This is a genomic window from Alkalinema sp. FACHB-956 (assembly GCF_014697025.1).
Classification (GTDB): domain Bacteria; phylum Cyanobacteriota; class Cyanobacteriia; order Leptolyngbyales; family Leptolyngbyaceae; genus Alkalinema.
In genome coordinates, this window is the sequence record NZ_JACJRC010000006.1 from 167922 (window position 1) to 181175 (window position 13254).

Genomic DNA, 13254 nt, shown 5'->3' on the forward strand with positions numbered 1-13254 from the left:
CTTCATTACTCGGAGGCTGGCGTGGCTTGGGATTTGCGGCGGCGGCAGCGATCGGAGCAATACTTCACCTCGTCCCAGCAGTCTGCCCACTTTTTGCGCCAGGTCATGGGGAGGCCACAGACGGCACAAGGTTTGCTGGGAAAGTCGGATTTCTTACGCTGTTTAGCCATGGGGTTCGATCGAGAAAGATAAGCAACCGGGTCGGAGAACCCAGGATAGATAACAGTCGGGATAGAAGAAGCATGACCCTTTTAAATTGTATCCGGATTGTTTTGGTGGAACCGGCGGGGGCGCGCAACGTGGGGTCGATCGCGCGGGTGATGAAGAATATGGGGCTACAACAGCTTTGGATCGTCAAGCCAGAGTGCGATCCCCTGGGGCTGGAGGCGCAGCATATGGCCGTTCATGCGAAGGAAATTTTGGCCTCGGCGCGCATCGTGGACAGCTTGCCAGCGGCGCTCCAGGGCTGTGGTCGATCGATTGCGACCGTGGGGCGGGAGACGCCGCGATCGGTGGAACCGCTGCGATCGGTGTTGCCTTGGTTGCTCGATCGGGACTCTGCGAAGGTTGGCGATCACGCCCTCGGCGGCGATGTTGCGATCATTTTTGGTCGTGAGGATCATGGGTTGAGTAACGAAGAGTTGCAGTATGCCCAGCGGCTGGTGACGATTCCAACCCATCCCGCCTATCCATCGCTCAACCTGGCCCAGGCGGTTGGGATTGTCTGTTATGAGCTGTTCCAAGTCCAGGGGCAGGAGTCCAAGCTGGGGGATCCTAGCCGAGGATCGGAGGGGCCGTTGTCGGGGGACCCTCCGGCTCCGTTCCAGGCGTTGGAGGCGTTCTATCAGGGCTTGGAAGTGCTCCTGCTCCAGATTGGCTATCTCTACCCTAAAACCGCCTTCAGTCGGATGCAAAAGTTCCGTCGGTTGCTGAACCGATCGCAACCCTCGGCGGCGGAAGTGGCGATGCTGCGGGGGATTCTACGGCAGGCCCATTGGGCGTTGGGGCAAGGGCGATCGACGACGGGTCAACCGAATGATGACGCTATGATTGAAGGAAAATCCGATCGAGCAATCGAGTTGGATTGTATCGATCGCAAGATGTCTGACGGGATGGAGTGATCCCTCAGCCCCATGCATCGCAAACTTATGCAAGAATCTATCTTTCATTGGGAGAAGTTTGGGGTAAAATCCCTGGAACTCCACGTTGTAGGAGTCATTAGTTGATGAATCGTGTGGGTTCTCCGTCGGTGCTAGAGCAAAGGGTTTGAGTCGCTTGGATGACGGTTTAATACGGATAAGGGTATGAAGAAATCGCGTGGTTTATTTGGGTTTACGTTTCTGACTGGTTTTCAAAAACCTCGCGAACAATCTCGTTCAGCCCGAGACGCTCAGCGCCAGCGTTCTGCCACTCAACCCCCTCGGACGGACTTGTCCAAATCCCCATCACCCAAATCCCCATTACCCAAATCAACCGCCTCGGCGGGGCCGATCGACGATCGCACTGCTCGGGAACTTTCGGGTCGCCGGAAGCTTCGAGATAGGACGAAATCGTCGGCTTCTGCAAAATCGTCATCCTTGGACTGGCTGCCTTGGTTCCAATCCTCGACCATGAAAGGGACGCGGAGCCAAGCGGTGGGTCAGCCTAAGGAGAGTTCCCGCGACCGTCGATCGGAAACATCAAAAGCTCACCGTCAAGGTTCCGTCGTTCCCTTGCGTCCTCCCCAGGGGGCTAAGCTGGGAGCGAAGCTGTCCAATCAAGCCGTGTCTACCTCTTCAGCCGTGTCTAATCCTTCTGTTCCCAACGCTTCTAGCCATTACTCATCGGGATCGAATCGATCGAACTCCGGTCGCCCAAGCTTGGAAGAATTACGCAGTCGTCGTCGCTCTCGTCGGGGATCGGCGGAGGGGCGATCGACGGGCGATCGTCAACGGGTGGCTCGTCCGTCGATGTTTAATCCGCCGGAAAACCCGATTCCGTTGCCAACGCCGCGATCGCGATCGGGAAAAGCGTTACTGGTGGGGGTGCGGTTGTTAATCCTGGGGGTGGGCTTGGGGGTGATTGTTGGGACGGTGTTCTCGGTTTGGGATCCCACGGCCCATATGGCTGGAGCGAGTGCTGGGGATCAGGCGGCGAGTCAACCGGAGAAGCCCCAGGAACCCCCTGCCTTGCCCCTAGCCCAGGAAGCGGCTCCCTTGAAGGCGCAAATTCAATCGGTCTTGGCCCAGAATGACAAACTCACTGCTGGGGTGATGCTGGCGGATTTGGATACCAAAGCCTATGTAGATATCAATGCGTCGGAGTCCTTTGCGGCGGCTAGTACGATTAAGTTTCCGGTGTTGGTTGCCTTTTTCCAGGAGGTGGATGCGGGACGGGCGACACTGAATGAAATGCTGACGATGACGAAGGACTTGGTGGCGGATGAAGCGGGGGAGATGCAGTTCCAGCCTGTGGGGACTAAGTTCTCGGCCATCAAAACTGTGACTGAAATGATGGTGATTAGTGATAATACGGCGACGAACCTGATTATTAATCGGTTGGGGGGAGCGGCGGAGCTCAATCAACGGTTTGTGAGTTGGGGGTTGGTGAATACTCAGATCCGCAATTGGTTGCCGGATGTGAAGGGGACGAATACGACCAGCGCCAAGGATATGGCGACGTTGTTTGCGTTGGTGCATGAGGGTAAGTTGGTGTCGATGAAGTCCCGCGATCGCATTTTGGACATCATGCGCAAGAGTCAGGCCCAAAGTTTGCTGCCGAAGGGGTTGGGGGAAGGGGCGTCGATCGCCCATAAGACGGGGACGATCGGGGAGATGTTGGCCGATGTGGGGTTGATTGATACGGCGAATGGCAATCGTTATGTGGCGGCGGTGTTGGTGAAGCGGCCTCGGGATGACGATCGGGCGGAGACGCTGATTCAGCAAGTGTCGAAGCTGAGTTATCAGGCGTTTAATCAATCTCAGGCGGTGGTTCCGGCTCCTGAAAATTCGGATACGCCGGGTGCGCCGGATGCGCCGGATTCCGAGAATCGCCCGACTCCCAATAACCAAAATAACAATATTGGTCGATCGCGGATTGCTCAGCCGTAATGGGATGGGAGTGTGTTGAATTTGGGGTGTGGCGCGATCGCGGCCATTCTCTATCGTAGCGTTAGCAAGATCTCTGGGCGGCCAAGTTAGTAGGTAATTCTGCTTGGTAGAATGGGATCCTGCTAATTGAACGATCGTTTCTGGAGAACACACCATGGCACAGGCAACTGGGCTGGATATTGCCAGTCTTGAGGCGGAGCTATCCCAACAAAGTCCTCAAAAAATTCTGGAGCGCGCCCTGGGTTTGTTTGACAACATTTATATTTCCTTTAGTGGGGCGGAGGATGTTGTCCTGATTGACATGGCCCACAAGATCAAGAAGGATGTGAAGGTTTTTAGCCTGGATACGGGGCGGCTGCATCCTGAGACCTATCAGTTTATCGATCGGGTGCGGAAGCATTACGGAATTACGATCGAAATCATGGCTCCTGAGACTGCGAAGTTAGAGGAGTTTGTGCGGGAGAAGGGGCTGTTTAGCTTTTATGAAGATGGGCATAAGGAGTGCTGCGATATCCGCAAGGTGGAGCCGCTGCGTCGCAAGCTGAGCACGGTGGAAGCGTGGATTACGGGGCAACGGCAGGATCAGAACCCGGCGACGCGGGGCAAGGTGCCTGTGGTGCAGGTGGATAATGGGTTTTCGACGCCGGATAATCAGTTGATTAAGTTCAATCCGTTGTCCTATTGGTCTTCGGCGGATGTGTGGATGTATATCCGGACCTATGATGTGCCGTTTAATCCGCTGCATGAGCGGGGGTTTGTCAGTATTGGTTGTGAGCCTTGTACCCGTCCGGTGCTGCCGAACCAGCATGAGCGGGAAGGCCGCTGGTGGTGGGAAGATGCGGGTAAGAAGGAATGTGGCTTACATGCGATTAACCAACAGGGTTAAGGGCTTGTTGGGTTAAGTCAATCTCGGGTTAGGCGGCTGGGTTAGCTGCCTAATCTTGGCGGGTTTGTTTGATCGGGTATTTGCATCTAGAAAGCTTTGCGAATCTCAAAGGGTGGTTGCTTTCTAGTTGTCATAAAGTCTTCTGAGAATTGCTCTAAGCGTTCAAATAAAGATTGCCATGGCGGAGTTTGGGCCATAAGAACGATCGCATTCCCAACTTTTTTAATATAGATTTTGCTGCCTGTACTTTGAAAGTCTGCGGGAAGTCTGACAATTTGGTGAGTGCCGTCGGTACTAATTTTTGCGGTATTCACGGGGCAGATCCCTTCAAGAAAATGGATCAAGGAACATTGAAAAATTAGCTGTTTTTTCAATATGCTCGGCTGTAAATTTCGGATGAGGGAGAAATGCTTGTAAGAGCTTAATACAGCCATTGAGTGTGGTCTGTAACATGATGTGATTACCCGTTGTAGAGTTGGCTTATTAATATTGATCTCGTCTGTTAGTCGTAGCGACTTGCTTGACTCTTACGAATCATCATTTTTCCAGTTGTTAGTTCCAATTATTAGCTTGATATCTTATCCTCGAAAAGACTGTATTGCTACGGCTATAGCCTGTTGAAGATCGCTAGAATGGATCCAGCCAACAAAAGCAGCATATTCACACTTGCCGTAGTGATTAGCAATAAAAACATGATTGACACCGACGACATTAGTCCAAGTTCGGATGCTAGTGCCATCAGTGAAAGAAAAAATAGGTTTTGATCTGGGAAAGTCTTTTTCACTAGCATCCGTAATTCCGGGTACGGATCTAAAATGTTCGATCAACTTTGAGATCAAATTGTCTTCTGGTGCAGGGAGTGGTTGTCTGGGTTGTGACCAAAATTCTTGAATCACTTTAACAACTGCGGCGTGGGTTCTCAGTGCAGGATGACTGACCCCATCTAAACGAATGAAATGCGCATGTTTAAGCTTAGTAGACTCAATTGTGACGGTGCCGTCATCTCCTCCACTGGTATTTCCAGCAATCACTAATGTAGGAATTTGAGCGGTAATCTGCTCGGCTAGAATGCGGCGATTTTGACCCAAATACTTTGCCATACCAATTCCCCAGCCAAAGGGATCAATAATTCTTGCTAAGTCTGCTCCGCCAATAGGGGAACCTAATAACACTAGAGATTCACAGCGTTCCCACCAATCTGGATGTCTGGATAATACTTCTACCCAAAGCACACCACCGAGAGAGGTTGCAATGATTCGAATAGGGATGCCCGGATATTGTAGCAATGCTTGTTCGGCAATTTGCTCAAGTTTGCCAATCAGAGGTTCAATTTCAAAGTGAGTTTGAATGAAACCAAGGCTTGGGGCAACCACGTAAGACTGCGGTGGAGCTACTGTGTGGGCTAAGCTTCCCATCGCTCTGTTGTTGTCTGTCATTCCATGTTGAGAAAACAATATGAGCTTGATGTGATTCGATGAGGCCATAATTGGACTTTATGTTACTTAACACACAATCCTAGCAACGAAATTATACGAAAAGTTTCCGTATATCCCCTTGATTGAGTAGATGTCCTGAAGCTTGCTGTTAGACAACTAACCAAAGCTACAGGACTCTTACGCTTAAACCATTACCGCTGCCGTTCGCGACTAAGAATGCTGATGTATTGCCCGTCGGAATGCACGATCTTCATCGGTTGACTCCAGTGAATTCGATCGGCGATCCGATGCGCATGGAATTGATTAATTGTATCCTGTACGAATTCTTTGTGACCGATTAAGTGGATCTGTAAGCGTTGTTTCTCATGTTGAACTTCACGATCGCTGCGATCGCTAGACCCTTTCGCCATAATTGAGCTTCTCCTGTTGTGAGTGGGTAAGAAGCCCAAAAATTTAGAGCCACCCCGTTTGACATCACAAACAAGAGTGGCTCGATCGAATGTTAAAATTCTCAACAAGCCTCCTTGCTGCTTACTCAGCGAGGGGGAATAGCTACCCAGAGTTGTTTGCCGCAACAAAGGGTAGTGCCCTAAATTTTTGGATCCCAGCGACTCCGTGCTTCATGCCGTACCGTCAATCGTAAGCCCAACTGAAAGAAGGATGTCCACGGATTCGCTATGACAGAACAGCCTACGGAGAAACCCAGGTAAAGTCAAGCCCATTGGGAAAACTTTACGAAACACAACCTAGGTTTACAGACATCGCATCGATCGTTCCAGTACGGTTTATTCGTCTCGATCGGGAATGGAGAAATTAATATTTCCTTGGTTATAGTTTAGGCATTAGGAAAATTTGCCAAACTGAATGAATGGGTTGGCTGGAAATGCGGCAATGAAGCAAGAACAAGGGGTAATGGGGCGCGGGGCAAAACAGAGTCTGAGGAACCCTTGGACATTGCAGCGCTGGCAACGAGTCATGGTTCAGTGGGTTCTGAGTGGGCTGTTGGTGGTTCTCGTTGCAGGGCCGATCGTAGCTCAATCCCCTGCGCCGCAATCCCGTGAGGCACTGATTCAACGCATTCAAGACCAAGCGAAGCGAGATTTGGAGGTGGGGCGTACCCAGCGTCCGGAGGATGTGCGGAAGCTCTTTGCGGAGGAAGCGAAACAAGCTGGACTGCCGACTAACGAAATTGATAAGACCTATGATGAAGCCTACGCCAAAGCCAAGGATGAGAAGGAAACAGATCCCAACGAAGTCACCAAAGTTTTGAAAGATTGGCGGGGTTGGTTAGCGGTTGTTGTTCTGTCTGCTGTTTTCGCATCGTTTAAGGATACAGTAACTGAAACCATCAAAAAGATTTCAACAGCAATCAACACCTGGATTTATCAACGGTTTTCAGGGACGCGGCTGTTTTGGAATGTAGCGTTGGAAAAGTACCGCAAGGCGCTGTTAGTGAAGCACCGGGAACTGAAGATTCCCTTTCGGCCTAATCGACCGCTGCAACTGGGAGAAATCTATGTGCCGCTCAAAGTGGCGGGCGATCGCAGCAATGAGAAAGTTGAAGCTTTGCAGGCTGTGCGAGAGCATCGACGGCTGATGGTGAAAGGGGCACCCGGCTCCGGAAAAACGATGTTGCTGAAGTATTTAGCCCTGAGTTATGCCGAAGGACGGCTGCGGTTGTCGGGGAATCCGATCGTGATTTTGTTGGAGCTGTATCGGCTGAACAGTGGGGCAGAAATGTTACCGCTGTTGCTGGAGGCATTGAAGCGGGACGATTTTCCCAATGGGGAGAAATTTTTGCAGCAGGCTTTGGAAAAAGGCAATGTCTTGCTGCTGCTGGATGGGTTGGATGAGGTAAATAGTTCCAATCGGGTGTCGGTTGTTCAGCGGATTCGGGATTTTCTGGATCAGCATGAACAGTGTGGCGTGGTGATTACCTGTCGCACACAGATCTATCAGAATGAGTTCGATCCGGTGGTGAATCGCACCCTTGAGGTGGTGGAGTTTACCGATGCGCAGATTCAGCAGTTTTTGCGGCCTTGGCGATCGGAAATGCCCCCAGAAAAGTCGGTGGAGCAGTTGTTACAAGCATTGACCGATCGACCGCGAATCAAGGAACTAGCGCGCAATCCGTTGCTGCTGACGATGATTGCCTATTTGTACTGCGATACCCCGTTTGTGTTACCCCATTCCCGATCGGAGTTTTATCGGGAATCGACACGCTGGTTATTGGAACTGTGGGATGGGTCGCGGCAAACGCCCAATCATTACAAGGGGTTTACCAAAGGATTGGTGTTGCAGCATCTAGCGCTGTTTGCCCAGGATCAGACGGGAACCCAGGGCGATCGTAAGACCTTGGATTTTCGGGCCGTGATGGCGCAGATTAAGGCTGTGCTGCCGGGATTGAATCTCGATGGGGAGAAAGATGCCACTGCAATTTTGGATGAGATTGTGGAGCGGAGTGGCCTGCTGTTGCGGATTGATGGGGGAGCACGCTATCAGTTTAGCCATTTGACGTTGCAGGAGTATTTTGCGGCAGCGGAACTGGTGGATAAGCCCCAGGAGCTAGTGCGGCGGTTTGAGGCGGATATGGTGGCTTGGCGAGAGGTGGTGAAGCTGTGGTGTGGGCTGGCCAATGAAAGTACGGAGGTGATTCGGCGGGTTTATGCTTTGCAACCCGTGATGGCCTTGGAGTGTTTGGCAGATGCCCAAAATGTGGAAGCAATGTTGGCAGATGAGATCATCACTAACTTGAAGGGAGCTTTAGGACAAGGGGATGCGGAGATCGAACGAGCTTTTGGAGCTGTAGCAGCAGATACACGACCTCGTGGCTTGGCAGTATTTGAGTTTTTTCAGCAACAACTTGCCAATACTCCTGCCCAAGGGACTCAGTGGCAGGCGACTGCGAATGCATTATCGTTTACCAATTTGCCCAAAGCAACCCGTGTTTTACTAGACCAAGTGGAGAGAACCGATAGCATTTGGGTTCCTTTGGTGCGGATGGGCGATGTTGCAGTACCCGAAATTGTCAAATTTGCGGCAGCGGCTACGGGAAGGGATGCCATTTCAGCAGTACATTGTTTAATCCTGATCAATACAACGGATGCGATCAAGGTGTTAGTCCCGTTGCTTTGGCATGAAGACGAAGCAATCCTAGGACTGGTCACTTGGTATTTGGCTGAGGTTATGGTTTTACCATCGGTGCAGGAAACCTTGCGAAACTATGGGCAGAATGAAATATTGAGCACACCTGTGCTAGCACGAATGAAGTTGATTTTTTTTGAGCATCCGGCGGCAGAGTTGGGGCGGTTGGATTGGGTGTGGGCACCGTTTTTGGAGCCGAAACATTCGCAGTTGCCTGCTATTGCTGGACGGGTGGCCTATCTGATGACGCAGTTGCCCATACCGCAGACGTTATCCAAACTTGACCCGCGCTTGGTCATTCCAGTTTGTACCATTGCACTCGCAGATCAGATTCAGAAACCCATTACGTTAACGCCCCGCTCCCAGTCTGGCTGGTACACCTTGCTGCACAGCCTGGAACCGGAAATCCAAAAACAGTTGGTAGAGCGCCTCAACCAAGAACGTCGGCCCACAACTCAGGATTGGCGAGATACGTTCAAGAAGCTGACCTATCGCTTCCAAACCAGTTGGCATTATCGAGTCGTATTAGCCATTGCATTTTCAGCATCTTTGGGAGCCATGACTGAAAGTGTTTATCTACCCTTTCAAAATAAAGAAGCTTGGACAAGCTGGTTACTTGGTTTACCAATCATTGTGATTGTGGATACGTGGGTTTTCCTGTGGCAAGGCATCGCAAAAACTCCTGATGAACAACAAAGATTAGACAACGATCTTCTACTGCAATTCGGTATATTTGGCTGGCTGACATTTTGGCAAAAGCTTCGGCAATTGATTAAAGATCGATCTGTTTGGGAGGGGATAGAACCTCTTTGCCAAGTTTTAATGAGTGAGCAAGCTTTCGCTTTCGCTTTCGCTGTCGCTTTCGCTGGCGCTTTCGCTGTCGCTTTCGCTGGCGCTTTCGCTGTCGCTGTCGCTGGCGCTGTCGCTGGCGCTTTCGCTTTCGCTTTCGCTGGCGCTGTCGCTGTCGCTGTCGCTGTCGCTGGCGCTGGCGCTGTCGCTGTCGCTGTCGCTGTCGCTTTTGCTTTTGCTTTCGCTTTTGCTGGCGCAGTCGCTTTCGCTGGAGCTGTCGCTGGCGCTTTCGCTGTCGCTGGCGCTGTCGCTGGAGCTGTCGCTGTCGCTATCGCTATCGCTGGCGCTGGTATTGGCTTTTGGTTCCGAGCTAAGGAGAAACCTGATTCCCGTCGCTACTGGGCCATTCTTGCCTACCCTTTCTTTTGTGCAGGGCCACTGGTTCTGCTCTATGGTTCCCTGGGGCTTCACAACTGGTTCCCTTGGCCTACCATAGCTCTGATCTGGGGCACCGTCTTTGCAGTCTGCACCGTGCTTTGGCAGTGGGGCAAATGGCAAGAACGCAAAGCCCGCAATCCCCTCCAAGGCATTTTGCCAGAGCACTATCGCCCCCAGTAGGCTGAGTTCCGTGGCCTATCTCTGCGCCCAGTGCTTTCCCAAGCCAGATCAGAAAGCAGCATAAGCTATCCACTAGTTAGCCTATATTCCCAGCAGAAATAGAAATATCCATTCTGCGTTGGGAGCACCCCTAAAATGGCATCAAGCTTTCTAGGATTTGCCTTCGGCTTAATCGGCCTCCTTCTCCTGTCCCTGCTCGGCTTTGCAGGCATCCAATGGCTCAACCTGCCGATCGGCAGCTTAGTCGATTGGGTTTTAGGCGGTGCCATCTTCTGGTGGTTGCTCGTCATCGTCACCGTCCCCTGGAACATCCACTTCCAAGCCAAAGAAATCCTCGCCGAAGCCGCCCTCTCCGAAGAACGCGACATCCCGATCGACCCCAAACAAATCCGCTACACCCAAACCATCGCCCACCGCGCCCTCCTCCTCGCCCTCGCCCTCCACATCGCCTCCGCCCTCGGCCTCTACATCCTCTCCGCCCTCGGCATCAGCGCCATCGGCTACATCGCCTCCATCGCCGCCCTCCTCCTCACCGGACTGCGCCCCGCGATCGAAGCCTACCGCTACTTCATCAACCGCCTCAGCCTCATTCGCAAAAACCTCGCCTACCCCCGCGAAGACGTCGCCGAACTGCGATCGCGCCTCACCCAACTCGAAGAAACCAGCCAACGCCTCGACAAATTTCTCGATCTCGAAGCCCCCAACTCCTGGGCCGCCAACCAACAACACAGCCTCGAAACCCTCTCCCGCCGCATCGCAGACCTCACCGCGCACCTTGAAGCCCTCCAAGCCACCAACGATCGCGACCACGATCGACTCTCCCGCGAAGCCCGCCAAGCCATCTCCCAACTCAGCGAAGACAGCCAATTCCTCGACCACATCCGCGAAATCATTCGCTTCTTCAAATCCGCCTAATTCCGCCGAATTCCCCACCTACCCGATCGCCCATCCAAACACAAAAATACCCTGAAAAAACAGACCCATCCGCCCGTCTTCCCAAGGCATTTCATCCAACAAATAACAATTAATGAGGACAATGAGAACAACGACCCAAACACTACAGCATCGATAACTCGCCATCCACCTCTAGCCGTTTGAACTCCCCGATCGCAATAAACCGATCGGACAATTCATCCGCCACACTGGGGGAAATCCAACCCATTTGCTTCAGCAGATGGATCGCCACCGCATACTTGGCCCGCTTAGCCCCATCGATCGCCTTAATTGCTAAACCCATACCTTCGCCAATGCGGCCCACACACTGAACGCCCTCCGCCCCCGACTTACTGACCAACTCGCCATTCGTCAGCCGCATCAGCTCAGTATCAAACTCGCCGCTCCCAGCCACCAGATCAGGGTAATGGGTCATCGCCCGCAGGATCCGCTCTAGCTCCAAACTCTCCCCAGACGCCAACTGCGCATACAGCCACGCCATCTGCCGCAACTGCATAAAATAGGTCGGAGCCCCACAGTCATCCCGCGCCACAATAAACTCCGCAGGTGGAATTTTCAGCAAATCCGCCACCTTATTCAGAATCAACTGCTGCACCGGATGGTTGCGCTGCAAATAACCCGACGTCGGCACACTCAACTGCTTCGCCGCCGCCAACATCCCCGCATGTTTGCCAGAACAATTGTACTCTAGTGGACTCGTTTTACCCGCAGGAATCGGGCATTGCAACGCCGAAGGGTCAATATCCGCCCGCCACAGCACATTAAACACCTGGCGCGTCTGCTCAATCAGCCCCCGATGGGAACTACAAATTACCGCAATATCCCGATCGCTCAAGCCAAACCGCTCCACCGTACCCGTTGACGTCACACAGAGCGCTTGGAAGGGTTTCAGAGACGATCGGACAAAACTTTCTAGTTCAGATTGGCCCGCCACCAACAGCACCCGTCCGCGATCGTCACAGACCGTGGCATGGACATGGTGTACCGACTCAACAATGCCCTCCCGCAGCAGCTTAACGTCGAGTTCTGCGGTTTCTGTTTTTCTTCCTCTAGTCATCGGTACCAGCTACAACCAGCTAAATTGTGGGACGATCGTGGTACAAAACTGCACCACTACAAATTAGAAACGAAGATCGTGACCTTCCTGCAGAACTACGGTTTAATTTCCCTTTCTAGGTTCACCAATCTTCATCGAACGTTGAAAAGCCGAGACACAGCCTAGCCCAGCATGGCCCAACCAATACTAGCAATGACCAGCCCCAAAAAAACGCCCATGGCAAAAACGAGAGCCTGCTGCAACCGCTGCAACACCGGCTGGACTTCATAGGTGACGATTAAGCGATCTTGATCCAGAAACTCCGGCGTCTTCTGCCAAATTTGGCCATCGTACCATCCAGACTCTTCATAGAAAATCTTCGTATCCAACAATCGAGATTTGATATAGTTCCAACCCAAATAGAGCCGAACCAACAGCAAACAAGGAATTAAACAAGCTCCAGCCGCTGCCACTAACAAACATTCCAACGGAAATTTATGAAACGGAAAGCTTGCCGCCGCGATCGGCGCTGAGACGACTAAATTAGCAACAAAAGCGATCGCTAACGGTTTGGCAAAGCTCCAGCCCCGACACATGGCCCACTTAAAGAACCACGATTCTGACAATGCCTGAAACTCGTTGACAGGGCGCTGTTCCACCGGAACAGGGCAAGTAGAAGATTTCATGGTCAACCGTAGGATCAACGTCTACTAGCAGTATAGAGGGTCGCAGAAGGACTCTTAAAGCTTTTGCCGTTCTGGCCTGCGGATCTGGTTTGCAAATCTGGTCTGCGGAATGGGCATTCTCAAAACAAGCTCACCGTCTGTCATCTTCCCCGGCAAAAACGGCATTATAAAAATACAGGAACAATCCTAAGGTGTAGCGGTATGCTCGCAGCCACCGGCGGCTCACCTGTTCAGGGTGATTGATGAAGGTTATAAGTCAGGACTGCCATCTTAAATTACCTCTGGAGAGTAACCCCATGAAAAAGATTCCAGTCGCTTTAATTTTGCTGCTTGTGCTTGCCTTTATTGGTTTTGGAGATCAGGTGCTCCCCCGTCCGATCGGGCGCTACAGTCTCCAAGCTCGCACCTCGATCGATCAAATGATGCTGAACCTCTTCCCCACCTGGAAGCCCAAAAATCCCAACACGCGCACCCAAGACGCCCTCCAGCAAACCGAACAAAAACGCTAATGGGGCGGCAATTCAATCCTGCGTTCAACCCTGAATTCAACCCTGTGTTCCACCTTGTGCTCATGGCCGAATGCTGGAAAAACTATCCTCACCCCAGCCTGCACGAC

The 13254-nt window shown here is 52.1% G+C and carries 13 protein-coding genes; 6 read left to right on the plus strand and 7 right to left on the minus strand.

Annotation, left to right across the window (positions count from 1 at the left end; all coding sequences use genetic code 11):
- Window positions 1–5: 5 nt before the first annotated feature.
- Window positions 6–170 carry a DUF2256 domain-containing protein gene (locus H6G21_RS09680; protein ID WP_190573150.1) on the minus strand — a complete coding sequence of 55 codons (165 nt, stop codon included), beginning with the start codon at window positions 168–170 and terminating at the stop codon, window positions 6–8.
- 72 nt (window positions 171–242) lie between these two features.
- Here H6G21_RS09680 and H6G21_RS09685 point away from each other — a divergent pair, with 72 nt between their 5' ends.
- A complete protein-coding gene (locus H6G21_RS09685) occupies window positions 243–1121 on the plus strand; it encodes an RNA methyltransferase (protein WP_190573153.1) in 879 nt (292 codons plus the stop codon).
- Window positions 1122–1411: 290 nt separating this feature from the next.
- Here the strand turns inward: H6G21_RS09685 and H6G21_RS09690 are convergent, their stop codons facing one another.
- On the minus strand, window positions 1412–1612 hold the full coding sequence (locus H6G21_RS09690) for a hypothetical protein (protein ID WP_190573155.1): 201 nt from the start codon (window positions 1610–1612) through the stop codon (window positions 1412–1414).
- On the opposite strand from H6G21_RS09690, the gene H6G21_RS09695 reads away from it, so the two are divergent.
- Window positions 1611–3089, plus strand: coding sequence for a serine hydrolase (locus H6G21_RS09695; RefSeq protein ID WP_190573157.1), 1479 nt, complete (start codon window positions 1611–1613; stop codon window positions 3087–3089). The two genes, H6G21_RS09690 and H6G21_RS09695, sit on opposite strands and share 2 nt — an antisense overlap.
- A 154-nt stretch (window positions 3090–3243) precedes the next feature.
- Window positions 3244–3975 (plus strand): phosphoadenylyl-sulfate reductase, encoded by a 732-nt coding sequence (locus H6G21_RS09700; RefSeq protein WP_190573160.1) that lies wholly within the window; start codon window positions 3244–3246, stop codon window positions 3973–3975.
- An 86-nt stretch (window positions 3976–4061) separates the two neighbouring features.
- Here the strand turns inward: H6G21_RS09700 and H6G21_RS09705 are convergent, their stop codons facing one another.
- From H6G21_RS09705 to H6G21_RS09715, 3 genes are all read right to left on the minus strand, one after another.
- Window positions 4062–4289 (minus strand): AbrB/MazE/SpoVT family DNA-binding domain-containing protein, encoded by a 228-nt coding sequence (locus H6G21_RS09705; protein WP_190573162.1) that lies wholly within the window; start codon window positions 4287–4289, stop codon window positions 4062–4064.
- 264 nt (window positions 4290–4553) lie between these two features.
- Complete coding sequence (locus H6G21_RS09710; RefSeq protein ID WP_190573165.1) at window positions 4554–5459, minus strand: lysophospholipase; 906 nt, start codon at window positions 5457–5459, stop codon at window positions 4554–4556.
- 143 nt (window positions 5460–5602) lie between these two features.
- Window positions 5603–5821, minus strand: a complete 219-nt coding sequence (locus H6G21_RS09715; RefSeq protein ID WP_190573167.1) for a hypothetical protein — start codon at window positions 5819–5821, stop codon at window positions 5603–5605.
- A gap of 481 nt (window positions 5822–6302) precedes the next feature.
- Between H6G21_RS09715 and H6G21_RS09720 the strand changes: the two genes are divergently transcribed.
- Together H6G21_RS09720 and H6G21_RS09725 are read left to right on the plus strand one after the other, a co-directional pair.
- Window positions 6303–9962 carry an NACHT domain-containing protein gene (locus tag H6G21_RS09720; protein WP_190573169.1) on the plus strand — a complete coding sequence of 1220 codons (3660 nt, stop codon included), beginning with the start codon at window positions 6303–6305 and terminating at the stop codon, window positions 9960–9962.
- Window positions 9963–10097: 135 nt separating this feature from the next.
- On the plus strand, window positions 10098–10877 hold the full coding sequence (locus H6G21_RS09725) for a hypothetical protein (RefSeq protein WP_190573171.1): 780 nt from the start codon (window positions 10098–10100) through the stop codon (window positions 10875–10877).
- 142 nt (window positions 10878–11019) lie between these two features.
- On the opposite strand, the gene H6G21_RS09730 is transcribed toward H6G21_RS09725, so the two are convergent.
- The gene (locus H6G21_RS09730) at window positions 11020–11973 is read right to left on the minus strand and encodes an asparaginase (protein ID WP_190573173.1); all 954 of its coding nucleotides are present in this window, start codon (window positions 11971–11973) and stop codon (window positions 11020–11022) included.
- 161 nt (window positions 11974–12134) lie between these two features.
- Window positions 12135–12638, minus strand: coding sequence for a CGLD27 family protein (locus H6G21_RS09735; protein WP_190573175.1), 504 nt, complete (start codon window positions 12636–12638; stop codon window positions 12135–12137).
- Between the two features lie 296 nt (window positions 12639–12934).
- On the opposite strand from H6G21_RS09735, the gene H6G21_RS09740 reads away from it, so the two are divergent.
- The gene (locus H6G21_RS09740) at window positions 12935–13147 is read left to right on the plus strand and encodes a hypothetical protein (RefSeq protein WP_190573177.1); all 213 of its coding nucleotides are present in this window, start codon (window positions 12935–12937) and stop codon (window positions 13145–13147) included.
- Window positions 13148–13254 lie beyond the last annotated feature (107 nt).

Bases quoted from the DNA above. Each gene is read 5' to 3' on its own strand.
- H6G21_RS09680 (WP_190573150.1), bottom strand. From the start codon at position 170: ATGGCTAAACAGCGTAAGAAATCCGACTTTCCCAGCAAACCTTGTGCC.
- H6G21_RS09685 (WP_190573153.1), top strand. From the start codon at position 243: ATGACCCTTTTAAATTGTATCCGGATTGTTTTGGTGGAACCGGCGGGG.
- H6G21_RS09695 (WP_190573157.1), top strand. From the start codon at position 1,611: ATGAAAGGGACGCGGAGCCAAGCGGTGGGTCAGCCTAAGGAGAGTTCC.
- H6G21_RS09690 (WP_190573155.1), bottom strand. From the start codon at position 1,612: ATGGTCGAGGATTGGAACCAAGGCAGCCAGTCCAAGGATGACGATTTT.
- H6G21_RS09700 (WP_190573160.1), top strand. From the start codon at position 3,244: ATGGCACAGGCAACTGGGCTGGATATTGCCAGTCTTGAGGCGGAGCTA.
- H6G21_RS09710 (WP_190573165.1), bottom strand. From the start codon at position 5,459: ATGGCCTCATCGAATCACATCAAGCTCATATTGTTTTCTCAACATGGA.
- H6G21_RS09715 (WP_190573167.1), bottom strand. From the start codon at position 5,821: ATGGCGAAAGGGTCTAGCGATCGCAGCGATCGTGAAGTTCAACATGAG.
- H6G21_RS09720 (WP_190573169.1), top strand. From the start codon at position 6,303: ATGAAGCAAGAACAAGGGGTAATGGGGCGCGGGGCAAAACAGAGTCTG.
- H6G21_RS09725 (WP_190573171.1), top strand. From the start codon at position 10,098: ATGGCATCAAGCTTTCTAGGATTTGCCTTCGGCTTAATCGGCCTCCTT.
- H6G21_RS09730 (WP_190573173.1), bottom strand. From the start codon at position 11,973: ATGACTAGAGGAAGAAAAACAGAAACCGCAGAACTCGACGTTAAGCTG.
- H6G21_RS09735 (WP_190573175.1), bottom strand. From the start codon at position 12,638: ATGAAATCTTCTACTTGCCCTGTTCCGGTGGAACAGCGCCCTGTCAAC.
- H6G21_RS09740 (WP_190573177.1), top strand. From the start codon at position 12,935: ATGAAAAAGATTCCAGTCGCTTTAATTTTGCTGCTTGTGCTTGCCTTT.